This window comes from Archangium gephyra (assembly GCF_042230915.1).
In the GTDB taxonomy this organism is placed as follows: Bacteria; Myxococcota; Myxococcia; order Myxococcales; family Myxococcaceae; genus Archangium; species Archangium gephyra_B.
The window spans coordinates 68030-91475 of the sequence record NZ_CP102578.1; the positions used below are offsets into that span (position 1 = coordinate 68030).

19 protein-coding genes are annotated in these 23446 nt (G+C 68.6%); 13 read left to right on the forward strand and 6 right to left on the reverse strand.

The genetic code is table 11. The features are described 5' to 3' along the window. The first annotated feature begins 363 nt into the window (after positions 1–363). From NR798_RS00335 to NR798_RS00350, 4 genes are all read left to right on the forward strand, one after another. Positions 364–1149 carry an endonuclease domain-containing protein gene (locus tag NR798_RS00335; RefSeq protein ID WP_375769360.1) on the forward strand — a complete coding sequence of 262 codons (786 nt, stop codon included), beginning with the start codon at positions 364–366 and terminating at the stop codon, positions 1147–1149. A 2-nt stretch (positions 1150–1151) separates the two neighbouring features. Further along, the gene (locus NR798_RS00340) at positions 1152–2219 is read left to right on the forward strand and encodes a hypothetical protein (protein ID WP_375769361.1); all 1068 of its coding nucleotides are present in this window, start codon (positions 1152–1154) and stop codon (positions 2217–2219) included. A gap of 7 nt (positions 2220–2226) precedes the next feature. Then, positions 2227–5421, forward strand: a complete 3195-nt coding sequence (locus NR798_RS00345; protein WP_375769362.1) for a BREX system ATP-binding domain-containing protein — start codon at positions 2227–2229, stop codon at positions 5419–5421. Positions 5422–5554: 133 nt separating this feature from the next. Continuing rightward, entirely contained in the window at positions 5555–6721 is a 1167-nt protein-coding gene (locus NR798_RS00350) for an ISAs1 family transposase (protein ID WP_375765512.1), read from the forward strand. A gap of 116 nt (positions 6722–6837) precedes the next feature. On the opposite strand, the gene NR798_RS00355 is transcribed toward NR798_RS00350, so the two are convergent. Beyond that, on the reverse strand, positions 6838–7944 hold the full coding sequence (locus NR798_RS00355) for a S8 family serine peptidase (RefSeq protein ID WP_375769363.1): 1107 nt from the start codon (positions 7942–7944) through the stop codon (positions 6838–6840). A gap of 103 nt (positions 7945–8047) precedes the next feature. Here NR798_RS00355 and NR798_RS00360 point away from each other — a divergent pair, with 103 nt between their 5' ends. Continuing rightward, positions 8048–8365, forward strand: coding sequence for a DUF1330 domain-containing protein (locus tag NR798_RS00360; RefSeq protein WP_375769364.1), 318 nt, complete (start codon positions 8048–8050; stop codon positions 8363–8365). A gap of 42 nt (positions 8366–8407) precedes the next feature. Continuing rightward, on the forward strand, positions 8408–9091 hold the full coding sequence (locus NR798_RS00365; RefSeq protein WP_375769365.1) for a hypothetical protein: 684 nt from the start codon (positions 8408–8410) through the stop codon (positions 9089–9091). A gap of 78 nt (positions 9092–9169) precedes the next feature. Here the strand turns inward: NR798_RS00365 and NR798_RS00370 are convergent, their stop codons facing one another. Beyond that, a complete protein-coding gene (locus NR798_RS00370) occupies positions 9170–9787 on the reverse strand; it encodes a hypothetical protein (protein WP_375769366.1) in 618 nt (205 codons plus the stop codon). Between the two features lie 304 nt (positions 9788–10091). Here NR798_RS00370 and NR798_RS00375 point away from each other — a divergent pair, with 304 nt between their 5' ends. Beyond that, on the forward strand, positions 10092–11174 hold the full coding sequence (locus NR798_RS00375) for an endonuclease/exonuclease/phosphatase family protein (protein ID WP_375769367.1): 1083 nt from the start codon (positions 10092–10094) through the stop codon (positions 11172–11174). Positions 11175–11225: 51 nt separating this feature from the next. On the opposite strand, the gene NR798_RS00380 is transcribed toward NR798_RS00375, so the two are convergent. Together NR798_RS00380 and NR798_RS00385 are read right to left on the reverse strand one after the other, a co-directional pair. Then, the gene (locus NR798_RS00380; RefSeq protein ID WP_375769368.1) at positions 11226–13034 is read right to left on the reverse strand and encodes a protein kinase; all 1809 of its coding nucleotides are present in this window, start codon (positions 13032–13034) and stop codon (positions 11226–11228) included. Between the two features lie 295 nt (positions 13035–13329). Beyond that, a complete protein-coding gene (locus NR798_RS00385) occupies positions 13330–13617 on the reverse strand; it encodes a hypothetical protein (protein WP_375769369.1) in 288 nt (95 codons plus the stop codon). A 199-nt stretch (positions 13618–13816) separates the two neighbouring features. On the opposite strand from NR798_RS00385, the gene NR798_RS00390 reads away from it, so the two are divergent. After that, positions 13817–16000 carry a tenascin-X gene (locus tag NR798_RS00390; RefSeq protein WP_375769370.1) on the forward strand — a complete coding sequence of 728 codons (2184 nt, stop codon included), beginning with the start codon at positions 13817–13819 and terminating at the stop codon, positions 15998–16000. Between the two features lie 28 nt (positions 16001–16028). Here NR798_RS00390 and NR798_RS00395 read toward each other — a convergent pair whose 3' ends face one another. After that, complete coding sequence (locus NR798_RS00395) at positions 16029–17318, reverse strand: Fic family protein (RefSeq protein ID WP_375769371.1); 1290 nt, start codon at positions 17316–17318, stop codon at positions 16029–16031. A gap of 431 nt (positions 17319–17749) precedes the next feature. Here NR798_RS00395 and NR798_RS00400 point away from each other — a divergent pair, with 431 nt between their 5' ends. The 4 genes from NR798_RS00400 (at position 17750) to NR798_RS00415 (ending at position 21677) form a co-directional block, all read left to right on the forward strand. Then, a complete protein-coding gene (locus NR798_RS00400) occupies positions 17750–19249 on the forward strand; it encodes a hypothetical protein (protein WP_375769372.1) in 1500 nt (499 codons plus the stop codon). 103 nt (positions 19250–19352) lie between these two features. After that, entirely contained in the window at positions 19353–20000 is a 648-nt protein-coding gene (locus tag NR798_RS00405; protein ID WP_375769373.1) for a hypothetical protein, read from the forward strand. Between the two features lie 26 nt (positions 20001–20026). Beyond that, positions 20027–20500 carry a hypothetical protein gene (locus NR798_RS00410; protein ID WP_375769374.1) on the forward strand — a complete coding sequence of 158 codons (474 nt, stop codon included), beginning with the start codon at positions 20027–20029 and terminating at the stop codon, positions 20498–20500. A gap of 70 nt (positions 20501–20570) precedes the next feature. Then, a complete protein-coding gene (locus NR798_RS00415) occupies positions 20571–21677 on the forward strand; it encodes a phytoene/squalene synthase family protein (protein ID WP_375769375.1) in 1107 nt (368 codons plus the stop codon). A gap of 93 nt (positions 21678–21770) precedes the next feature. Here NR798_RS00415 and NR798_RS00420 read toward each other — a convergent pair whose 3' ends face one another. Beyond that, entirely contained in the window at positions 21771–22751 is a 981-nt protein-coding gene (locus tag NR798_RS00420; protein ID WP_375769376.1) for an aldo/keto reductase, read from the reverse strand. 212 nt (positions 22752–22963) lie between these two features. Between NR798_RS00420 and msrB the strand changes: the two genes are divergently transcribed. Continuing rightward, positions 22964–23443 carry a peptide-methionine (R)-S-oxide reductase MsrB gene (gene msrB / locus NR798_RS00425; RefSeq protein WP_375769377.1) on the forward strand — a complete coding sequence of 160 codons (480 nt, stop codon included), beginning with the start codon at positions 22964–22966 and terminating at the stop codon, positions 23441–23443. Positions 23444–23446: the final 3 nt, after the last annotated feature.

The following is a 23446-nucleotide window of genomic DNA, read 5'->3' on the forward strand; positions in this document are numbered from 1 at the left end:
ACGCTCACCGTGCTCTCCGGTCCTCCCGGCACCGCGGCCTCCCTCTGGCGCCAATGGCTCGGCTCGCTGCACAAAAGTGGCTGTACGGTGCTCGCCTCGAGCGAGGCCGACGTGGTCCGGGCCTGGATGGAGACACTCGCCCGCGTCAGGAACCTCGAGACCGATGCCGCGGACTTCCTCGGGATGGCCGGGGGCCTCGCTCCGGGCGAGCTGTCCACCCGCTCGAGAGGAAAGACAGCCCACGAGCGCGGCGTCCTCCTCCAGGAGCTGTTCTCCGCAGCTCCCGATGGTGACACCTCCACCGCGTGCAGGTGTCTGCTCCACCCACAAGTTACCCACAATTCAGGGGCACCCCTCGATGCGGTGCTCGACGCCCTCGGCCCCCTTCGAACCCTCACGGCACTGCATGCCCTCGTCCCGCCCGGTGCGGCTCCCGCGCTGCTGCTCACCGGCTCCGGCGCCGAGGGACTCGCACGCGCGGCCCGGCTGGCCTCGAGGCTGTGTGCCTCCCTCCCGTCGCTCGTCATCGCGCTGAGCGCGGACCGGGCCACCCTCGGGACGTACCTGCATGGCAGCGGCTCCCAGTCCCTCGCCATGGTGCGCGAAGGGCTCATCGAGCTCGCCACCCCTTCACCCGAAGCACTCGGTGTGAAGCTGGAGGCACTCGGAGTCCAGCCCTCGGAGGAGCTCTCCCGCCCGCTGGCCCGGCTGGCGGCGGAGGGCGTCTCGGACGAGGTGCTCGCGCTCTTCGGCGAGGTCGTCCGCGAGCACCAGCGCCCCTCCCGGCCAGAGGCCCCCGAGGACCGGGCTCGCAGCCAGGAGGAGCGCTTCCTCTACGCCTTCCTCGACTCGCACCCCTCCACCCACGGGCTGTTCGAGCTCAACGCCTCCCCGGGGTTCCGCCTCGCGGGCCGTGAAGTGGAGGTGGATCTGCTGGCCCGGCGCTTCCTCCTCGCCGTGGAGATCGACGGCTACCGCCACTTCCAGGACGCGGAGGCCTACCGGCGAGACAGGCGCAAGGACGCCGCGCTGCAACGCCACGGGTACCTCGTGCTGCGCTTCCTCGCCCAGGACGTGGTGGCACGGCTCGAGGAAATCCTCGACACTATCTCGGAAGTCATCTCGCACCGGCGCGAGCCTGGGGGTTGAACATGCAGGGGCACGAGGTTTCCCGGCTGGGTGAGCTGGCGCTCACGTGGCTGCTGACACGCGCGGAAGGGAAGGGCGCCCGGAGCGATCTCTCCCGCGCGCTGAAACCCTTCGCCGAGCACCGCTGGAGCGCCAGTGATTGGAACCTCCGTCTCGACGAGACGCTCACGGCGCTCGAGACGGCCGGGCTCGCGCGGCGCACGGCCCGCAATGGCCTCGAGCTCACCTCCCAGGGGCGCGCGCAGGCCCTCGCGTGGCTCGGGGTGAAGCGCCTGCCCGACGGCACCTCCTGGAAGAAGCTCAAGAACACGCACCTGCTGGCGCGGGTGCTGGAGCTGCCGCCCTCCCAGGGCAACCTGGCCCGCCTGGGCACGGCGGACGGCATGCGCGCGGTGCTCGTGCAGAAGCAGCTCGGCGGCGAGTCCCCCGGCACCAGGAGCCTCACCCAGGTGCGCGATGCGCTGTGCTGGAAGCAGCTCGGCGTCGACACAGACAAGCCCTTCACCCTGGCCGCCGTGCAGGCGGTGTTGCTCGCCCGGGCCCTGGGAGCCTCGCGCGAGGCCGAGCCCACCCAGGCCATGCGGCAGCTCGCCGCGAGGAGCGTGGGCGCGAAGCGCTCGGACGCGGACAGCCTGCGGCTGGCGGCCCTGCGCGCCTGGCTCGTCCCCAGCGCGGAGCCCCTCACCGTGCCGCCCGCGCCGTCCACCGCGCCGGCCTCCCGCAACGTGCTGGCCACTCCCCCCGACCCGGCGTACTTCGACACGGCGGCTCCCGCTCCGGCTCCGGAAGATCTCCGGACCTTCGCCGAGCGGGTGCGGCACGCGGCGAGGTCCTCGGCGAGCGGGCGTTTCGGTGAGGACAAGATCTTCATCTCCCACGTCTGGCGCACCCTGAGCGGCCAGCTCGCGGGCCTGGACGAGCAGACCTTCAAGAGCAGGCTCGTCGAGGCCAACCGGGCGCGCTTCCTGTCGCTGAGCCGCGCCGATCTGGTGGAGGCGATGAACCCCGCGGACGTCGCCGCCTCGGAGACGCGCTACCTCGGCGCCACCTTCCATTTCATCGCCCTATAGGTTCCCGATGAACGCGCCCGATCTCCGCCTCGCCGCCTTCCTCTCGGACCGCACCGAGGTCTTCCACTCCATCCAGCACCGCCATGAAATCTGGCGGCCGGATCCGTTCGACGTGGAGCGCGTGCACCAGGAGGCGCGCGCCTCTTTCGAGCGCCTGCTCACCCGTGCCACCACGCCGCCGGGCCTGGACTCGGGACGCATCCTGTTGCTGCGCGGTGAGTCCGGCTGCGGCAAGACGCACCTGGTGCGCGCCTTCCGCTCCCGGGTCCACGAGCAGTCCCTCGGGTTCGTGGGCTATCTGCAGATGACGACGTCCACGGACAACTATGGGCGCTACGTCCTCAACAACCTCATCGAATCGCTCGATCAGCCCTACTGCGAGCCCTCGCAGCCCGGCTCCGGGTTGATGAAGCTCTCCAGCGCGCTCTTCTCGCGGTGTGGCAAGTGGGCCGCTGGCCTCACGCAGCTCGACACGGACGCCGAGGACGTCCATCAGATCGTCAGCGAGGCGGCCGATGAGCTCATCGATCAGCCCGCCTTCCAGGACGTGGACCTGGCCCTGGTGCGCGCGCTGCTCTACCTGCAGCGCAACGAGTCGCGCATCAAGAAGCGCGTGCTGAGCTACCTGCGCTGCGAGGATCTCGCGGAGCCGGACCGCAAGGTGCTCGGCGGGATGGTGCCCCGCGTCCACGATGACGATCCGAAGAAGATGGTGGAGCACCTGGGGCAGTTGATGCGAGCGCTGGGGCACTCGCTGGTCATCTGCGTGGATCAGCTCGAGGACATCTACGACGCCCAGGACGCCGGCAATCCCTTCCGGCGGGCCATGCAGACGCTGTGCGATCTGGCCGATCGCGTGCCCTCGTCCCTCATCATCATCAGCTGCCTGAAGGACTTCTGGGACACGCTGAAGCCGTTGCTCACGCGGCCGATGCTGGACCGCATCACGTTGGATCCAGCACCCATCGATCTGCACAGCCTGCGCACGGCGGAGGAGGCCCGGCTCATCGCCGAGAAGCGCCTGGAGTACCTCTACGATCAGGAGGACGCGCCCTTCGAGGCCGCGGAGCCCACGTACCCCTTCCCGCATGAGGGGTTCGAGGCGCTGGCCGGCATGCGTGCGCGGGACGTGCTCGATGAGTGTCGCCGCTACCGCGAGCGCGCCATCCACGAGGGCCGGCTGCCCGAGCACTTCCCGCTCGTGGAGGGATTGACGAAGCAGGGCTCCCCGGAAGCCCTCCCCGAGCCCACGCCCGTCTCGGAGCTGGATCCGCTCTGGAACGACTTCCGCACGGGGTACAAGGGCTCGCCGCCCGACGATGACTCGGAGCTGGCGGTGCTGCTGGCCTGGGCGCTGGGCGCGAGCACGGACGAGGTGGACGCGGGCCACCGCTTCGAAGCCAGGACGCTGGGCGAATCCATCCAGGTGGACGTGTCTCCCGGAGACGGGAAGCTCCACGTGGCGCTGTGCAACAACAAGCCGAATGGCGGGGCGCTGGCGCGGCAGATCGAGCAGGCCCGGAAGGACGCCCGGGGCCGCACGGCCGTCGCCGTGCGCACCACCGTCTTTCCCAGCAACCCCAAGACGCAGGCCGCCGAGGAGCTGGGCAAGCTCATCGCCAAGGGTGGGCGCCGTGCGGTGCTCGAGGACAGTGACTGCCGCACCCTGCTCGCGCTGCGGGAGTTCCGCGCGCGGCACGAGTCCCGTGCCGACTTCGCCGCCTGGCTCCGCTCGGCCCGGCCCCTCACGCAAACGAAGGCGCTGCGCGACATCCTCGATCTGGACCACCTGCGTCCCGTGAATCGCCCGGCCGCCCCTCCCGCGAAGCCCGCCGCCTCGCAGCCGGCGCTCGCGCTGCGGACGGATCCCAAGCCCGTGGACCCACCGCCGTCACGTCCGGCCGCGGCGCCCCGGGAGCCTCCCCGGAAGCTCGAGCCCCTGCGCATCGGTGAGCTGGAGAGCCTCTCACGCGACGCCGTGCGGCTCGAGGCCAACGAGCTCATGCAGCACGCCGCGTTCCTGGGTGGCTCGGGCAGTGGCAAGACGACGCTCGCGCTCAACGTGGTGGAGCAGCTCCTGCTGCAGGGCATCCCCACCATCCTCGTGGACCGGAAGGGAGACCTCGCCGGGTACGCGAATGACGCCGTGTGGACACGCCCGCTCGATGATCCACGCCGCTCCGAGCGCCGGGCCCTGCTGCGCGAGCGGCTCGACGTGGCGCTCTTCACCCCCGGGCACCCCCACGGCCGCCCGTTGGCCATCCCCATCGTGCCGGACGGACTCGGCTCGCTGCCGGACTTCGATCGCAAGCAGGCCACGCAGCTCGCGGGCGACGCGCTCGGCGGCATGCTGGACTACAAGCACAGCGGGCGCGACAGGGCGTGCCGGACCGTTCTCACGCAAGCGATTGATCAGCTCGTGCAGCTCTCGCCCGCCGGCGTCACCCTGGAGAAGCTCGTCTACTTCATCGACGAGAAGGATCCACGGCTGGTGAACGCCGTGGGCCGGCTGGACACGAAGCTCTTCGAGAAGCTGGTGCAGGACCTGGAGACGCTGCGGCTCAATGCCTCCGAGCTGCTGGGCAGTGGAGGGGAGAAGCTCGACATGGAGCTGCTGCTGGGCCGGGGTGCCCACGCGCGGCCCGGGAAGACGCGTCTGAGCGTCATCAGCACCAAGTTCCTCGGCGACACCGACAAGGTGCTCTTCTGGGTGTCGCAGCTGCTCATCGAGGTGTCGCGCTGGCTGGGCCACAATCCGTCCACCTCGCTGCAGGCGGTGCTCATGTTCGACGAGGCGGACATGTACCTGCCGGCCACCCGGCAGCCGGCCACCAAGCAGCCGATGGAGAACCTGCTGCGGCGGGCGCGCTCAGCGGGCCTGGGAGTGATGCTCGCCACACAGAGCCCCGGCGACTTCGATTACAAGTGCCGCGACACCATCCGCTCGTGGTTCGTGGGCCGCGTGAAGGAGAGGAACTCGCTGGAGAAGATGAAGCCCATGCTCAGCGAGGCCCGGGTGGACTTCACCGCGAAGATTCCCAACCAGAGCACGGGCCAGTTCCACGTGCTGCGCGAGGGCAACGTCCAGCCCATCAAGGCGGATCCCTCGGTGCTCGCCACGGAGCAGCTCCCGGACGACGAGCTGCTCCGGCTCGCGGCGCGCACGCTGCCCGCGGCGGACACGAGGCAGACGGGTTCCTGACGCATCGGAAACATCCCCTCTCCCCCCGGGCAGGGGAAAAGCATCTAAAGGGCAAGGAAATCAGTGACTTGGCAGGTGGCCCACCTGCCAGGTCAGACTGGCTCCATAGGGTGGCTCCCATATGGGGGCGGCAATGGGGCAGGGCGAGGGAGAGGGCGGGCAGGTCGTTGAGCTGATTCTCAAGCACTTCGGCACGCTGAGGGACCCGCGTGTGGCGCGTACCAGACGGCATGCACTGCTCAACGTGCTGGTGATGGCGCTGTGTGGAGTGATAGCCGGGGCAGACGGGTGGAAGCAGCTGGCGCTGTTCGCCAGGACGAGGGCCAGATGGTTCGCCACCTTCTTGGAAATTCCACATGGAGTGCCCAGCGCGGACACATTTCGCCGGGTGTTTTGCGCACTCAGGCCCCAGGCCTTCGAGGCGTGCTTCCGCAGCTGGGTACAGGAGATGGCCCAGACACTGCGCGAGGAGGTAGTGGCGGTGGACGGCAAGAGCGTGCGAGGCGCCTTGGGCAAGGCGCTGGCGGGCTCACCGCTGCACCTGGTGCACGTGTGGGCCACGCAGCAGAGGTTGCTGCTGGCACAAGCGGCTGTGCAGGGGGCGCCCGGGGAGGTGAAGGCCATACCCGAGCTGCTGGCGCTGCTGGACTTGAAGGGGGCGGTGGTAACGGTGGACGCCAACGGGTGCACGGCCCAGGTAGCCCAGGCCGTGGTGCAGGCCCAGGCCGACTACGTGCTGTGTCTCAAGGGCAACCGCGGGCCGCTGTACGCGTATGTGCAGGACTTGTTCGCCCCAGTGCGTGAGGGCCAGGCGCGTGCCCGGGTGGACTCCCACTCTCGCAGCGAAGAAGAGGGGCATGGCCGGCACGAGGTGCGCAGTGCCTGGGCTGTTGCCCTCAAGCTCGAGGCTTGTCCCAAGTCGGCCTCCACATGGCCCAAGCTCAAGACGGCCGTCATGATGCGGCGTGAGCGCACCCAGGGCGGCAAGACGCAGGTGCAGTGGCACTACTACCTCACCAGCCTGCCACCCAAGGCGCGCAAGCTCGCCCGAATCATCCGCACCCACTGGGGCGTGGAGAATGGCCTGCACTGGAGCCTGGACGTGTGCCTGGGCGAGGACTCGCGCCGCATCCGCGACCACAACGGCGCTCAGAACTTCGCGCTGCTCAGCCGCATGGCCTTGACCGCTCTGAGGCGAGAGTCGACGGAAAAACCGGGCGTGCCCAGCCGACGCAAGCTGGCCGGCTGGGACAACGATTATCTGCTACGCGTCTTGATGGCCGTATTTACTGACCTTTAGATGCGTTCGCCCTGCCCAGAGGGAGAGGATCCCCCCTCCGTTCAAAGGGGGGGCAAGCCCCCCGGGGTGAGGGTGCCACGCATCCCAGGTTGAATCCCAACTCGGACTCGACGCACTCAGCCGCGCAGCGCGATGGCCCGTGTGACGGCGGCTGCCGCGTTGACCCGGCCAAAGCCGTACCACCGGCTGTAGGGCTTGATCGTCAATCTCGGGTCGATGGCCGGACGGTGTTGGATCTCGATCTTCTGCTGAGCAGGACCCCATTGGCCATCATCCGGGCAGTTGGGATCCACCTGGTCGGCGGTGTCGCACAGGATGTGCTTGGCATCGAGGGCGCTCAGGGAGGGATTGGCGGCGAACATGAGCGTGAGCACTCCGGCGACCATGGCGCACGCGGCTGAAGTATCCGCGTGGTAGTCGTAGTTCTTGCTGGCGTGGAGCTTCTCGTCTCCCGTGCCCTGGTTCGCGAGGCTCACGGGTCTGAGCCCTCTGACGTCGCCCCCGGGAGCACACACGGTGATGCCAGAGCCGTGGTTGCTGCGGAAGAGTTTGAACTCCTGGGACTGCCGGGTGTTGAAGAGCGGCTTGTATTGCGTCTTGAAGCCCTCGTCCGTGATGTCACCCTGCTTGGTGGGGACAATGAGTGTCGCGGAGACGAGAAGCGTGTATTTCGAGCACAGGGTCTTGTTGGCCTCGAGCTGACGCCCCTCGTTGCCCGCGGCGAAGACGAAGAGGCAGCCCTTTCCATCGCGGGCCGTGGCCGCCATCTTGTCGATCTCCTCCCTCATCCTGAGGGTTTCCACGTTGTTCAACGCACCGAAACCAAAGCTGTTGCTGATGACGTAGACCCCCCGGTTGACGATGGTCTTGTACATCTCGATTTCGGGTTCGATGCCGTCGGAGAGCTTGTTGTAGCGGACGGGCAGGAGCCGAGTCGCATCGGGCGGTGCAGCCCCTCCGAGGTAGAGGTCCTTCGGGTGTCCCGAGACCAGTCCACACGACAGGGTTCCATGGGAGCTCTTGGCGGCGAGCAGGGACTGGGTGGTGGGATCGAAGGACAGGGGTTCTTCGAGCAGCCCACTGAGGCAGGGATGAGCCACGTCGCACCCGTCGTCCACGACAGCGGTCAGGATGGGGGTGAACTTCCTCGAGTGGTCCTGGTTCGAGTAGTGGACGTCCACCGCATCGTCCAGGTGGATGGTTTCCTGCCAGGACTTCGCCATGGGCTACCTCCCGCTGCGTGGATTCGTCAGGATAGCGCGGGCTTCATCTCCTGGGTGAGGGTTCTCCCGAGGCACTATGCTCCCCCGAGCGAAAGGGGAACGAATGCCTGCCTACGTGGTCGTGGAAGTGACGGTGAAGGATGCGGAGAACTACGAGCGGTACAAGCAGCTCGCGCCACCGACGATCGGTCTCTACGGCGGCCGTTACCTGGCGCGCGGGGGCAGGACGGAGGTGCTCGAGGGCTCGTGGGACACGTCCCGGTTCGTCATCCTCGAGTTCCCCAGCTACGAGCGGGCGCGCGAGTGGTGGAGCTCTCCCGAGTACGCTCCGGCCAAGGCGCTGCGTCAGGCGACCACCCTCACCGACATGCTGCTGGTGGACGGCCTGCCGCCGGGCGCGGATCCCGCGGCCAGGAAGTAGTCCAAGCCCATCCCGCAACAACGAGAGGAGCACAACATGAGGATGTCCCTGAGAAGACTGGCGGTGTTCGGCGTGGTGGCTCTCGGAGCCGCCAGCTGCGCGACGAGCAAGGGGAGTGAAGCGCCCGCGGCCGCGAAGGAGGACCCGAGCGCCATGCATCGGGCCGGGTGGGTGAAGGCCCTGGCCACCGGGGAGAACTGCGTTCCGGAGGCCAACTACAAGGGAGTGTGCGTGGCCGCCTCGGCTTTCGGGGAGGCGAAGCGCACCTCGCTCACCCAGCCGCTCCGCCTGTGGGGGATGACCTTCCGGGAGCGTTACAAGGGAGCGGATCTGCGCCAGCAGAACATCAACCTGGCGGCGCTGGAGCTGACGCCCACCCCGGACGGAGGCGTGATGGCGACGCTCTTCGAGCAGTGGCCGCAGAGCGAGTCGGACATCGACTACCTGGGCTCGGCGACCGAGCAGCTCGACAACCACTTCTTCCGGGCCGAGGGCGAACCCCCGGGGTCGGGGATGCAGGACCGGCTGCGCGCGGGACTGAAGCAGGACGAGGGGACTCGCCGCGCGAACCTCCAACCCACGGCGCACGGGTATTTCGGCGAGACAACGGGGATCGAGGTGAGAGCCTTCCCGCAGGGGTGGATGGTGGCCACCGAGGAGCTGGACGACGACGGGGAGGAGACGCGCGTGCTCGGCGTCTTTGTCCCCTGGCCCGAGCAGGAGTGACGCAACGGAGGTACTAACGGCGGACTGGCTCGCGGTAGCCCGTCTTCGAAACTGGAGGCGGGCCCGGATGAGTGATGATTACGCCGCCATATCATCCGCGATTACTCCCGTGCGAGCCACCGCCTGTGTCGCGGGCTGCTTCCACCTCGCGTCGAGGTAGTCCAGCCCGGCCCATGGACTGATCTTGCGGACGCCCTGGATGTGCGTTCTGTACTCGCCAAGCACCCGCATCCATCGCTTGAACGTGCTATCGAAAGCCGCCCTCAACATGACCTCGTCACCGACTTGGTACTGAACGGCGAGCGCAAGATCGTCGAGGTAGTTCAGGAGAGTGCCGATGTGCTGAACCATGAGATCGGAAGTGCCCTGCTGCCGGGTTGCCGCCTCGAACTCGGCATCGATATCCTTTCTCGGAATGGCCTCATTGTTTTTGTAGCAGTCGCTCCATCGCCTCATGATGGCGGTCCGAGCTACGAGTGTCCTCTCGTCCCATTTGCTGATCAGCTCGGCGGAGTACTGGCGTCGCTTGTATTCGTGATCATCCTGCAGGGACTGCTTCGACACGGACAAAGCATTCTTGGATATTTCCGTGGCGGAATCAGAGGCACGGAGTGCGATTACGCTCACCAGCAAGGCGCCGAGAGCCATCAGTGCTGAAACCACGGAAGCAATTGCAGCAATAGCGTTCCAGTCCATCTATTCCTCCTCAATGGGACTTCAACGAAGGATTGCTTCAGCTCAGGCGATTCGCTCGCGGAGATCCGGTTCCCGGTGCTCTGTAATGAGAAAATTCTATGCAAAGCACCGCACCGATGGAGTGAATTGACTCACAGCTGGAGAGTGAACCCCGTCACTGCCCTGAACAGGCTGGGGACGCGGCCGTGGCTGCTTCGTCGAGACTTCCGATCCAGTCCCTCCCTGATCACGGCACGGATTTTTCAGAGATGGCGGTATTCACTGGGTTTACTATTCTCACTGGAAACGTGTCCGGGAGGACGAGATGAAGAAGGTGATTCAGGCGTGCGTGGGAGCAGTGGCACTGGTTGCCGCCGGGTGCGGTCCGTCCGAGGAGCTGGAGGTGCCGGTGGATCGGCCCGGAGCGCTCTCCTCGGGGCTGGTGGGAGGCACGGATGACAAGCTGCTCATCTACAACCTGAACACGAAGCACCTGTCATCGCCGGGCACCTCGAACTACGAGGGCACCGACTACAAGGACTTCGTCTATTACATGAGCCACGGCAGCCGTCCGCGGTTGCCGGACATCGTCGTGCTGCAGGAGGTGAACACGCCCGGTTACCCGAGCTGCGCCACCTTCGTCAGCTTTCTCGAGAGCGTCACCGGAGCGAACTACGCCTGCCGGTACACCAACGCCCAGGGCGGTGCGGCGGTGGTCTACCGGGTCGCCCGCCTCAGCTATCAGACCGAGACGATGTGGACGCTCTACGAGATGAACCCGTCCACCGGCGTCTGTGGCCGCGACACCAGCAGCCCGTACTGGACGGGGCTCGCGGTCCGCTTCAAGGACGACCTCAACGGCAAGTACGTCCACGTCGCCTCGGTCCACACGCCCACCGATGATGCCCCGAACTCGAGCGAGGGCGTGGGGGATGACTGCATCTGGACCAACCTCAAGGAGTTCAACGCCAAGCTCAATTCCCTGGGCTCGGCGCACATGAAGATCCTCGCGGGTGACTTCAACCACCGCGACGCGTACGTCACCAGCGCGGGCCATCAGTACTTCGAATGCATGTACAAGGGCACCAACGCCGACCTCGGCGGCTGCGGCGGAACCAACCTGCAGTTCAAGGATCCGATGTACCGCGCCTGCGCCGCGGCGAACTCCACCGAGAGCGCCATCTCGAATTGCCTGACGGCCAACCACTGGACGACCGCGCACGGTGCCATTGATTGGCGGATCGACTTCCTCTTCGTGAAGGCCTACAGCCTCACCGACCAGGCCACCATCAAGAACGATGACGCGGATGTGGCCCGGGGGCAGCTCGCCTCGGATGCCGTGAACTACTCGGACCACCGGGGGCAGATGGTCCTGGCCGACTACTACGACAGCCCCATCACCTGGTAGCGGAAGACCCTCACCCCAGCCCTCTCCCAAAGGGAGAGGGAGCGCATCGGCTCAGCGCTCGGGGATATCCGTCAGCTTGAGCTTGAACTGCGCCGTCTTGCCCGCCTGGATGGGAACCGACAGCTGCCGCCGCTTCCCATCCGCGCCCTTGATGCGCAGCAGGTGTCTGCCCACCGGCACCGGCGTCTTGATGAGCGGCGTCTTCCCCAGCGAGCGCCCATTCAGGAACACCTCGGCCTCCGGCAGGATGACCAGCGTCAGCGCTCCCTGCTTCACGCTGCGCACGGGCTCGCCCTCACCCTCCTTCTTCGCCGGCTCCTCCGGGGCTTCCCGCGTCTCCGCCGGAGGCTGCGGCTGCGCGATGGCCTGCGCCGCGGCACCCGGCTCCGCCTTCTTCTGGCCCGGCGGCTCGATGGGCGTCATCGGTGAGATGTCTCCCACCGGCAGGGGAATGGGTGTCCCCTCCGCCTCCTGGGCCTTGATCGCCGAGACCAGCTTCACCGCGCCGTAGCCCGCGCTTCCTCCCACCACCAGCAGCGCGATGATCGCCGCCCAGAACCTCCCCGTTCCTTTCCGCGTTTGCGGCGCCGGAGTCCGGGCCGTCTCCCGCGTCGCCGCGGGCTGCTCGCGCGTCACCACCCTGCCCGTGGTGAGCACTCCCGTCGCGGGTGCCTCGCCCGTCTCCGTCCTGCGCGCTCCCTGTCCCCGCGCCGGCGGCTTCGCCTCCGCCCGCGCCGCCTCCGCCTTCTCCGCGCGCACCCCCTGCGGCAGGGGGCTCGCATCCGTGGGCGCCATCCCCGGCTCCTCGCCCGCCGGGGATAGCCGCTCCGCCTCCGGGTCCCCCGGCTCCTTCACCGGCTCGGCGCTCTCCAGCAGCCGGCGCGTCGTCTGCATCCGATCCTGGAAGTGCTCGAGCATGAAGGCGGCTCGCTGCTCCGAGTCCATCAGCAGGGGGCCCGCCGCCGCTTCGATCGCCCGCGCCATCTCCCGGCCGCTCGCGTAGCGCTGCTCCCGGTCGCGCGCCAGCGCCTTGAGCACCACCGCCGGCACCTCCGCGGGCAGCCCCGCCACCTTCGGCGCCGGGATGGGCGCATCCAGGATCATCTCCATCTCCTGGCGCTCGCTCTCCCCCGAGAAGAGCCGCTGGCCGGTGAGCAGCTCGTGGAGCATCACCCCCGCGGCGAACAAGTCACTGCGCCCATCCAGCGGCTCGCCGCGCACCTGCTCCGGGGACATGTAGCCGGTGGTGCCCTTCACCATGCCCACCTGGGTGCGCACCGCGCCGTCGCGCGCCTTGGCGATGCCGAAGTCCAGCAGCTTCACCACCCCGTCGTACGTCACCATCACGTTCTTCTGCGCCACGTCCCGGTGGATGACGGGGTAGGGCTTGCCCCCGGGCGTGGTGAAGGCATGCGCGTAGTGCAGCGCCAGGCACACGTCGCGCACCACCGCCAGGCTGAAGCCCACCGGCAGCGCCTTGCCCCGGCGCCGGCACACCTGGGCCACCTGGTTGAGGTTCTGCCCCGCGATGAACTCCATCGCCAGGAACAGGCCCTCGCCGTCCTGCCCCAGCTCGAACACCTGCCCGATGTTGGGGTGGTTGAGCGCCGCGGTGATGCGCGCTTCATCCAGGAACATCTTCTCGAACTGCTCGTCGCCCCGCGCGTCCGGCAGCACCCGCTTGAGTGCTACATACTTGCGGAACCCACCCGGCCCCGAGGTGAAGCCCAGGAACAGCTCCGCCATGCCTCCCACCGACAGCTGCGTGAGCACCTGGTATCTTCCGATGGGCTCGCCCCGGTGCGGATCAGGGAGGGCGGAATTCTGGGCGTGGGGGGCCCCGCGGACCGGTGCGGACATGGGCCCAACCATAGCCCACGCACCCTGTGGACGGCCTGTGGATGGACCGGGCCCCCGCTGTGGATAACCCCGGGGATGATCCACACCCTGTGGGAGGCCGGGGATAAGCTCCAACTTCCCCACATGTAGCAGCTTCGGGATTCCTCAGTGGTTCCGGTCGCTTACCGACTTTTCCACAAGCCCACAGACCCTGCTGTTACCCCTGATTGATCTAATACTCTCTTCACTCAGTACAGAAACAGAGGGCCCTGGGGACAAGTGGAACTGTGGAGAACCGCCCCCGGCTCCGGGCCCCTCAGTAGCGGCCGCGGATGAGCGAGACGAGGGTGAGGCGGGCCCGGGGCGCATCCAGCTCGATGCCCACGTCGCAGCCGGCCAGGAGGAACTCCAGGGTGACGGGGCCGTGGCGGGGCAGCAGGCAGCGCTCCTGCCAGGCCTGGACGGCGAGGCGGAAGAGCTCGCCGAGCAGGGTGTGGCGGGTATCGGCCGGCAGCTGATCCATCCCCGGCTGGAGCTCGTACGGGATGCAGACCGTGAAGGCCTGCGCCAATTGCTCGGAAATGGCGGATTCGATGGAAGCCATGACTCCGGAAGGTGCGAGAAGCATACCGGGGGTGACTCCCGTGATTCCGAGGGGTTGGAGGGACTCCCCCCCGGGGTGGACCGTAGAAACGCCAGTGCGTGCGAGGGTGGGCTGGTGAACGGGACGGCGGCGGATGTGGGCCGGGCCCCTCGTGGAAGGCGGGGGCGAGGGCTATAGCCGTGAGAGCGGGGACTCACGCATGGCGAGCGGAACGAGAGTGGACGGCTGGGGGCGGGTGCTGGCGGCGATGCTGCTGTGCGGGCTGCTGGGGGCCTGCCGTGAGGAGCAGCCGCCGCTGGTGGGGTCCACCAGCCAGGTGCGCTTCTCGCAGGAGGCGCTGGCCTTTCCGGCCACGTACGTGGGTGCCTCGCGGGAGGGTTCGGTCCGGGTGGTGAGCGCGGGCCGGGCCGGGGTGAGGGTGGCGTGGAACGGGGTGCAGGGGCCCTTCTCGGTGCGCGGGCTGCCGGAGCGGGTGGGGCCCTCGGAGGAGGCCACGGTGAAGGTGCTCTTCGCGCCCGAGGCGCCCGGGACGTTCTCGGCCACGCTGGTGGGCACGGAGGAGGGGGGCCGCACGGTGACGCTGCGGCTGGAGGGGGAGGCCCGGCCAACGCCGCCCTGTCCCATGCCCTCGGCCTGCCACCGCTTCACGTTCGACACCGGGCGCGAGGAGTGCGTGGAGGAGGTGCTGGAGGACGGCACGGGGTGCGATCCGGGCAACGCGTGCGTGCTGGACGCGGTGTGCCAGCAGGGCCACTGCCAGGGGCGCGAGCGGGTGTGTGACGACGGCAACGCGTGCACCACGGACGTGTGCAGCCCGCTGGATGGGTGCCAGGCGGTGCCCGCGCCGCCATGCCCGGGAGATGGGGTGTGCCAGGAGGGCTGGTGCGATCCGCAGCGGGGCTGCCAGCTCCGGGCCGCGCGCAACGGCACCTTCTGCGGCGAGGCCCGCGGGTGCGATCTGGCGGACGTGTGCGTGGAGGGGACGTGCGTGAAGCGGGATCCGCCGGACCACTTCGTGTGCGCGCCCGCCTCGCCGTGCCAGGGCGAGGGCCGGTGCCGGGGCTCGGTGTGCGAGCGGCCGGCGGCGAGGCCCCTGCTGCCGGACTGGACGTACGACGCGGCGGAGCGGGATCAGAAGCTGCACGATCTGCTGGTGGGCCCCGAGGGGGACGTGACGCTGGCGGGCTTCTTCGAGAAGCCGGTGCTGGACGCGGCGGGGGAGGGGGCGGTGCAGGCGCAGGTGACGGGCCGGCGGTGCATGTTGTGGAACGACCGGCTGCTGTGCATGGACCTGCCGCAGCAGGGGAAGGTGTCGCTGATGGAGCGAGCGACGGCGGCGCCGCGGTGGAGCTTCGATCTGGGCAGGGCGAGGCCGGACATCGCGCAGAAGTCCTCGACGCTCTTCATGGCGCGGCTGGCGGTGATGGCGCCGGACCGGCTGGCGGCGCTCTTCGAGGCGTACCCGTCGGGACAGGACTCGAGGACGCAGTGCCGGCTGTACTACCTGGTGGTGCTGAACGCGGCGGGAGGGCTGGTGTCGGCGCAGCTGCTGGAGGATCCGCTGCTGTCCGAGTGCAACCACCCACACCCGTTCGGGCTGGCGTCGGATCCGGCGGGGGACCTGTACGTGACGTTCAGCCCGACGGTGAACTCGGGGGCGCCGCTGAGGGCGGGGGCGCCGACGCTGGTGATGGCGTTCTCCTCGGACGGGGTGCCGCGCTGGAGGAGGACACTGCCCTTCCCGGGAGGCGAGCTGGGGCTGGTGAGGGGGCTGTTGATGCCGGAGGGAGGCACGCAGCCGCTGCGCACGTCGGATGGCGAGCCGGTGGCGGCGCTGCCGTTGAAGCTGGGGAGGGCGGTGGCGACGCGCGAGGTGCTGGTGCCGAGCCCCGAGGGGGCGACGGTGAACCCGGACACGGCGCCGCCGGAGTCTCCGAAGCTGGAGGGGTACGCGGTGCCGGGGCTGGAGCCGGCGTGGACGTACCGGCTGCCGGCGGGGGCGAGCTTCGCGTCGAAGGAGCTGAGGTTGGGGACGTGGCCGGAGGGCGGGGTGAAGCGGACGATGGTGCTAGGCTTCGCGGCGGAGGGACGCAGGCCGGTGCTGGTGGGAGTGAGGGCGGGGGATGGGAGCGAGGCCTTCCGGTGCGAGCTGGGCTACACGCCGAAGACGGTGCCGCAGCTCTTCGAGCTGGGACCGGGCTCGCTGACGATGATGGACGGAGCGACGAGCTGCGGGGAGTGCGATCCACCGTTCTCGGACAGCAAGGCGCGCTTCCAGCGCTTCACGCTGCCCGGGCTGGAGCCGGCCGAGGCACCCTGGCCGGGAACGTTCGGCGGGCCGGGACATGATCACCACGAGGACCCGGTGCGCGCGGCGCCGTGAGGCCGCCAGGGAGCTCCCGTGAGCCAGGCTACCCGGGCTGATCGAAGGCGAGCGCGTAGCTGGTGTTCTTGCTGCCGCCGGGGTTCTTCACGAGGATGCCGCGCGCCACGAGCTCGGTGAGATCACGCTGGGCGGTATCGACGGAGCACTTGCCGAGCGCCGCCCACTTCTTCGCCGTGAGCTTGCCTTCGAAGCCATCCAGGAGGCGGTTCATCACCGACTTCTGCCGGGGGCTGAAGGGCTCGCGTGCGTAGCGCTGCCAGAAGTCCGCCTTGCGCAGTACGCCGGCGCACGTGGCCTCGGCGGCGTCGATGGCGTGCGCGTAGCACTCGAGAAACCAGACGAGCCAGGTGGTGACGTCGAGAGAGCCCTTCTGGGTGTGCTCCAGCATGTCGTAGTACGCGCTGCGTTCGAGCCGGATCTGACTCGAGACGCTGTAGAAGCGCTGGCCGGATTGCTCGAGCTGCGCCAGGGCCATATCCGTGATGGCACGTGCGATGCGGCCGTTGCCATCGTCGAACGGGTGCACGGTCACGAACCAGAGATGCGCCAGCGCCGCGCGAAGCAGGCCATCGAGCAGCGAAGGGGCGTTGAACCAGTCCAGGAACCGCTCCATCTCCGTGTCGAGCCGCTCCGCCGGTGGCGCCTCATAATGGATCTTCGTCCGGCCCACGGGCCCGGAGACCACCTGCATCGGTCCCTCCGAGTCCGTGCGCCACCCACCGACCTTGATGCGATGGAATCCGGAGTAGCCCGTTGGGAAGAGCGCGGCATGCCAGCCCACCAACCGTTCCTTCGTGAGGGGCTCGGCGAAGTTCCCAGTGGCGTCCAGCATCATCGCCACGACTTCCTCCGTCTTGCGATCGGACTCGGTCAGCGCGGCGTCGGGCACGCCGAGCCGCCTCGCGACGGAGGATCGGACGCTCTCCCGATCCAGGAGTTCCCCCTCGATTTCAGAGCTCTTGAGCACGTCCTCGGTGACCGCGTGGACCTGGGCCTCCAGCCGGAGCTCGAAACCCAGCCGGACCATGCCTCCGAGAAGGTGGCCCTGCTTGTAACGCGCTTCAGCGAGGAGCCTGAGCACCTCACCCTCCCTCCAGGCGAAGCTCGGCCATTCCTGGTTTTGCCAGAGATACACGTTGTTTCTCCGCACCTTTCGCGGAGAATATGGCGATACGTGCCGCAGCCCACCATGCTTTCTCCGCACCCTATGCGGAGAACGAAGGTGGATTCGCAGCAGGCGAGTCCTGGCCCGACCCCTGTCGGTGTAGGAATATGTGCGCTGGGAGCGTTGCCTTACGCGTAAGCCGGGTTCCACTCATAGATGAGTCGAGCCCCTCGAGGCCCTACTTATGCATAAGTCGTCCGGCCCTCTAGAGGGCTCCCTTGCCCGGCAGGTAGAGGTGGAAGAGAGCCTGCAACGTTGCCGCGTGGCAAGGTCCGCCAGGGCGTCGAGTTGACGGGTTCCCCTTGCGCTCCGTTGGCGGTGGGTGCAATCAATTGCAGGCACCTGAGCGCGCGCAAAGGGCGGAAAAATGTCGGAAAAACCTGAAAATCAGGAGAATCTTCCAGACGTCGGCCCTCGGAGCGCCTCGGAACCCACTCCGGTCTCCCTGAAGCGGCTGCTCGAGTTGCTGCGGCGTTCGGAGGACCTGACCCGGAAGGCCGCCGCCTCGGGAAGGGCCCTGGGTGTACTCAGCGACTCGGACCTTCGCATCCGCATCCGTTAGCTGCTAATCGGCGCTCTTGATGAAGCGTCCGACCAACGAGGTCAGCTGCCATTCGTTCATCCTCGAGGATCTCACGGCCGTGGTGCGTGAGGCCTCGGGTGCGGTGTCCGAGGATCCTGAAGTGGATCAGGTGGCCTACCTCGGGCGTTACGCGGCCTGGCTGGGAGCCAAAAGCTTCGTGGTCGAGCGGCACTACGTGGATCGGCACTTCGCCGAGGAGTTCAGCCTCTACTACGCCCGTTGCCTGAATCCGCCCCCGAGCGTGTGCCATCGCATCCACTTCTTCTCCCGCTCCTTGTCGGAGGCGGAGCTGGATGACGAGCTGGCGAGAGCGATCGAATCCCCCAGCGCGAAGGCGGAGGTCGAGAAGGCGCTCAGTGGGAGCTATCTCGGCTTCGCCGTCATCCGGCCGCTGCCACACGTGCCCATCGGGCGGACCCTCCTCAGAGTACGGGATGACCAGCCCGAGCGGCACATCTCCACCCTGACCCGGAACACGGTGCACCTGCTCGGATTGGAGCTGTCTGTCACCGGGCTGGCCTTCCAGCAGCAGGATCGCGCGGTAGGGGCCTGCGCGACGGCGGCCCTGTGGATGGCCATGTCACGCGTGGCACGGCTCGAGGGAAGCCGTGCGCCCACGCCCGCCTTCATTGCCGAAGCCGCCGCGCGCCACAGTGTGAGCGAGGGCAGACCGCTGCCGTCCCGGGGGCTGACCCAGGCCCAATTGACGGATGCCATCCGCGAGTGTGGCTTTGCCCCCGAGATCCTGAAGGCCGAGGGAGGCGCGGCGCACTTCCTGGCCATGGTTCACTGCTACCTGCGCTCGGGCCTCCCCGTCATCCTGGTGTTGGGCAGTCCGGACATGCCCGAGGCACACGCCGTGACCGCGGTGGGGTATCGCCTCGGTTTTCCGCGGCTGGAGCTCGCCTTCGAGCTGCCCACCCGCAGCATGCGGATGGATCAGCTCTACGTTCATGACGATCGGCTCGGTCCGTATGCCCGGGCCGCACTGGAGCTTCGCCCGCGGGAAGGGCTGTTCCTGGATATCGAGCGGGACGAAGGACAGCAGGAGGAGCCGCTGCTCATCCGCCTCGCCATCGTGCCCGTGTATCCGAAGCTTCGGGTTTCGGCCGAGGACATCTCGGCCATGGCGAGCCATTTCGCGGAACTGGTCTGGGAACTGAGCGGAGACTCCCAGGCAAGCTGTGAGATGTTCTTCGTCCGGGCCGGCAGCTACCTGGAGGATCTCGTCGGGCTGAAGGCCGGCTTCGATACCCAGTTGCCAGCGGAACGGTTGACCTGGTTCATGCGGTGCGCTGCCTTCTCCCGCTGGGTCTGCATCACCCGCTGGTGGTCACAGGATGATCGGCCGCTCGTCGACTTCATCTATGACACGACGGATGTGGTTCGCGTCCCCCATCGTGTGGACTCCCAACTGCTGGGGATGGTGATTCACGAGAACGAGCTCCGAGAGCAGCTCGAGCCCCTGGGTACTCACCTGGGCATTCCCGTTCTCTAGGCACGGACCTGGACCCGCCCGTGGAGCATCCAGGGGAGCACCCGTTCCTGCCCGGCGTCCGCGCCCCTAGCTTGAGTGGGGTCGACGAAAGGCAGGTGACACCGTGACAAAGCCCGCGTTCCCGAGGCGCGGCGTCCTCGCTGCCCTGGCGGTGGTGCTGATGCTGGGCCTCGGCCCGCCCGCCGCCGCCCAGGTGACCGTCTCCGTCCGGGAGTCCCTCCTGCTCCAGGTAGGCGAGCGCCGCCTCCAGCTGCGCGTCGGCGCCGAGTCCATCTCCGGCGGTGGCCTCCACCTGCGCCGCGTCAAAGAGGGCCTGCGCGGCACCCTCCACGGCCGGCCCGTGGACTTGAAGTGGAACGGGGACGGTGCCATCACCGGCCGGGCCGCCGGCGCCTCCGTGGAGCTCACCGCCCTCTCGCGCGCGCCCCAACCCGGGCTGTCCCTGCACGGCTGGTTCGGCGCGGACCCGGCCGAGCTGACGCTGACACCCACGGGAATCTCCGGCAGCGTGGGCGGCTGTGCCTACTCGCTGCCCATGGCCGGCAACCACTACTCGGGCTGGCGCACGTGCGACGTCACCCGCGGCCCTCCCGTCCCCGTGACGCTGCGCATTCCCGAGGACGCCGTGCCCCTGGGTGCCGCCGAGGAAGGCGCCCTCCTGGCCCTCCTGCTCTCGGACGAGGCCCTCCCTCCGGCTTCCTCCGCGGGGGAGACACCGGGCGTGGGCGGCTCGGGCACCCCATCTCCATGAGGGAAACACAGACACAGGAGGCTCCCATGGCACGCAAGGCGTTGGCATGGCTCGCCGTGCTCGGGCTGGTGGCCCCGGCGGGCGCGCAGGAGGTGCTGGGCGGTGAGCGCGGCAACGTCGACGCGCAGCGCCTGCCCGAGGACATCCCCGACAACATGGCGGACTTCCGCCAGACGCCGCACACGGATGACATTCCCGTCACGGACGAAGGGGCGGGCGTGGGCGGCTCGGGCATGGCCGGCACGGAGGAGACGCGGCGGGGCGAGCTGCTCGGCGAGGTGATCAACGTGCAGGGGGACCAGGTGTGGCTGCGGCATGGCGGGGCCGTCTTCCCGCTCGAGCTGACGCAGGAGACGCACTTCACCCCGGACCGGCGCCAGGCGCTGCAGCCAGGACAGGAAGTGCGGGCGCGCTTCACGATCGAGGGCGACGGTTATGTGGTGAACGCCCTGGAGCCCGCTGGGAAGGTGCCCGCGCCGAAGCAGCCCGGGGAACGGTGAAGACGAACGGATTGCGTGCACCCGGCGCCGGTCTGGGGTAATGCCGCGCCTCGTGCCGAGTGGGAGAGCGATGGAAGATCGTCCGTACGTCCTCATGTCCAGGGACGAGCCGTCACAGCCACTCGCGTCACCCCAGATGCCGGTGCAGCCCGAGCCCGCCGCCATCGCCTTCTGCCGGGAGGTGCTGCCGGCGGTGTCGCGCACCTTCGCGATGAACATTCCCGTGTTGCCGCGCCCGTTGGACACGGCGGTGATGGTGGCCTACCTGCTGTGCCGGATCGCCGACACGCTGGAGGACGAGGCGCACGGCCCGGCGAGCGAGGTGCTGCTGGCGGAGCTGGCGCGGCTGAGCACGCTGCCGGCCGGGTGGGAGGAGGACGCGCGGCGCTTCTCGGAAGAGGGAGCACGGGTGCTGCGGGCGCAGGCGCCGGAGGCGGAGGTGCGGCTGGTGGAGGGGACGGCGCGGGTGCTGGAGGCGCTGGCGTTGCACGCGGCCCCGGTGCGCGAGCACGTGGCCTCCTGCGTGGCGACCATGACGAAGGGCATGGGGAAGATGGGGGACAAGGGGCGGGCCTCGGGAGGAGGCCTGGGGCTGGCGAGCCTCGAGGAGACGCTGGAGTACTGCTACTACGTGGCGGGGACGGTGGGGGAGATGCTGACGCGGCTCTTCCAGTGGTACTCGCCGGCCATCGCCGAGCGGGCGGCGGCGCTGGAGCCGCGGGCGGTGGCGTTCGGCAACGCGCTGCAGCTCACCAACATCCTCAAGGACGTGCGCGAGGACCTGGAGCGCGGCAGTTGCTGGCTGCCGAGGACGCTGCTGGCTGAGCACGGCCTGACGCCCGAGGCGCTGCTGGAGCCCGGCAACCGGGGCGAGGCGATGAAGGCGCACGGGCAGATGGTGGCGGTGGCGCACCGGGAGCTGCGCAAGGCCTTCGATTACGTGATGGCGCTGCCGGGGCAGGAGCGGGGCATTCGCCTGTTCTGCCTCTGGCCGTTGTTCCTCGCGGTGATGACGCTGCGCAAGCTGTATGGCAACGCGGCGGTGCTGGAGCGCCAGACCGTGAAGATTTCACGGCGCACGGTGAAGTGGGTGGTGGGCTCGACGAAGCTGCTGGCCGGGCAGGACGCGGCGCTGAAGCTGATGTTCTCCACGCTGACGGCCCCGCTGCCCCGGTAGCCTCCGCCGTTCGCGCTTGTCGTCAACTGGTCCAACAATCGGACCAGTTGCTCCCGGCCGCATCCGGAAGGTCTCCCTCTTGGGAGTGCTCCCTCAGTTCCACGGCAGGGCGGAGCGTCTGGCCCAGTACGTCTCCGGTGGCTCGATGAGGCGGCGCAGCCTCTCGTGCGCCTCGACCCCGAGCTTCACCTCCAGCGCGCGCAGGTTGCTCTGGAGTTGCTCCACGGTGGTGGCCCCGCTGAGCACCACGGACACCCACGGCTGCGCGAGCACCGCGGCGAGGGCCACCGCGTCCACCGTGGCACCCAGCTCTCCGGCCACCTCGCGCAGGGGCCGCAACGCTGGATCCTCGTTGCGCGCCGTGAGCCGCCCGTTGGCTACGGCCTCCTTGATGATGACGCCCCAACCCGCGGCATGGGCCTCGGCGAGCGCGGGGCTCGCGGAGCGCTCCAGCAGGTTCCACGTGGCCTGCACGCAGGAGAACAGCGGTGAGCCGCCGGCCCGGACCTCCAGGGCGCGCCGCAACACCTCCGCCTGCTTGGGTCCGCTGAGCGACAACCCCACCCGCACGCCCGAGTCCCTCAGCCGCCCGAGCTCCTCGAGCACCCCCGTGTCCTCGAGCACCCCGCTCTCGAAGGTGGCGGAGTGGATTTGATACAGCCGCAGCCAGGGCCCGAGCAGCGTCTGGCTCTCTCCCCATTGGCGGCGCAGGGTGGGCAGCGAGTGGTCCTTCACCTCGTGGCGCTCGGCGTCCACGTGCCAGCCGGCGGTATAGGTGTAGCCCCACTTGGAGCCCACGGTGACGTCCTCCGGGCGCAGGTGGCGGGCTTTCAGCCACGAGGCGAGGAAGGCCTCGGCACGGCCATAGGAGCGGGCGGCATCGAAGTAGCGCAGGCCCGCGCCATACGCGGCATCCAGCACCGCATGGGCCTGACGCTCCAGGGCCTCGACGGAGCGGTCCCCTCCGAGATCCTCGCCATGGCCGAGGGTGATGTAGCCGGGGCGGCCGAGCGCAGCGAGTCCGAGGCCCAGGGGAGACACGGCGGGCCTGGAGGCCCCGAGGGTGCGTGGCATGGCCTCCTGCCTACCTGAAGCGTGCTCTCGTGGGGAGGCTCGCGCGGCGGCACTGCGGGAGAGTGGACGGCGGGCTTGTGGAGAACTTGGGGACGGAGCGGGGAGGCACGCCCGCTGGGGAGAAGCGGGGCCCGCGGCGCCTTGCTGTAACCGAAAGGGGCCGAGCCACTTATCCACAAGATATGAGCCACGAGAGACGAAGCCGATACGGGGTGCTGCTGCTCCTGCCGTTGCTGGTGCTCGGAGGGCTGGCGGCGGGAGATCCGGAGCCCGGGCATTCCCACGAGGAGGGCACGAAGGTGTACGCCGTCCAGAAGACAGACGCGGAGTGGAAGCAACAGCTCACACCCGAGCAGTACAAGGTGTTGCGCAAGCAGGGCACGGAGCGGGCCTTCACGGGGAAGTACTGGGACCTGAAGGCCGCGGGCACCTACCACTGCGCGGCATGTGGCCAGCCGCTGTTCAGCTCGGAGACCAAGTTCGACTCGGGCACGGGCTGGCCGAGCTTCTGGCAGCCCCTCACTCCCAACGCCGTGGACCACCGCGAGGACAAGGGCTGGTTCATGACGCGCACCGAGGTGGTGTGCAGCCGCTGCGGCTCGCACCTCGGGCATGTGTTCGACGATGGCCCGCCGCCCACGGGGCTGCGCTACTGCATGAACTCGGTGGCGCTCGACTTCCGGCCGAAGTGAGCC

Excerpts from the sequence above, each read along its gene's own strand:
- NR798_RS00420 (WP_375769376.1), bottom strand. The coding sequence starts at position 22,751 with ATGCCACGCACCCTCGGGGCCTCCAGGCCCGCCGTGTCTCCCCTGGGC.
- NR798_RS00415 (WP_375769375.1), top strand. The coding sequence starts at position 20,571 with ATGGAAGATCGTCCGTACGTCCTCATGTCCAGGGACGAGCCGTCACAG.
- NR798_RS00365 (WP_375769365.1), top strand. The coding sequence starts at position 8,408 with ATGTCCCTGAGAAGACTGGCGGTGTTCGGCGTGGTGGCTCTCGGAGCC.
- NR798_RS00375 (WP_375769367.1), top strand. The coding sequence starts at position 10,092 with ATGAAGAAGGTGATTCAGGCGTGCGTGGGAGCAGTGGCACTGGTTGCC.
- NR798_RS00385 (WP_375769369.1), bottom strand. The coding sequence starts at position 13,617 with ATGGCTTCCATCGAATCCGCCATTTCCGAGCAATTGGCGCAGGCCTTC.
- NR798_RS00345 (WP_375769362.1), top strand. The coding sequence starts at position 2,227 with ATGAACGCGCCCGATCTCCGCCTCGCCGCCTTCCTCTCGGACCGCACC.
- NR798_RS00370 (WP_375769366.1), bottom strand. The coding sequence starts at position 9,787 with ATGGACTGGAACGCTATTGCTGCAATTGCTTCCGTGGTTTCAGCACTG.
- NR798_RS00350 (WP_375765512.1), top strand. The coding sequence starts at position 5,555 with ATGGGGCAGGGCGAGGGAGAGGGCGGGCAGGTCGTTGAGCTGATTCTC.
- NR798_RS00360 (WP_375769364.1), top strand. The coding sequence starts at position 8,048 with ATGCCTGCCTACGTGGTCGTGGAAGTGACGGTGAAGGATGCGGAGAAC.
- NR798_RS00390 (WP_375769370.1), top strand. The coding sequence starts at position 13,817 with ATGGCGAGCGGAACGAGAGTGGACGGCTGGGGGCGGGTGCTGGCGGCG.
- NR798_RS00340 (WP_375769361.1), top strand. The coding sequence starts at position 1,152 with ATGCAGGGGCACGAGGTTTCCCGGCTGGGTGAGCTGGCGCTCACGTGG.
- NR798_RS00410 (WP_375769374.1), top strand. The coding sequence starts at position 20,027 with ATGGCACGCAAGGCGTTGGCATGGCTCGCCGTGCTCGGGCTGGTGGCC.
- NR798_RS00400 (WP_375769372.1), top strand. The coding sequence starts at position 17,750 with ATGAAGCGTCCGACCAACGAGGTCAGCTGCCATTCGTTCATCCTCGAG.
- NR798_RS00355 (WP_375769363.1), bottom strand. The coding sequence starts at position 7,944 with ATGGCGAAGTCCTGGCAGGAAACCATCCACCTGGACGATGCGGTGGAC.
- NR798_RS00380 (WP_375769368.1), bottom strand. The coding sequence starts at position 13,034 with ATGTCCGCACCGGTCCGCGGGGCCCCCCACGCCCAGAATTCCGCCCTC.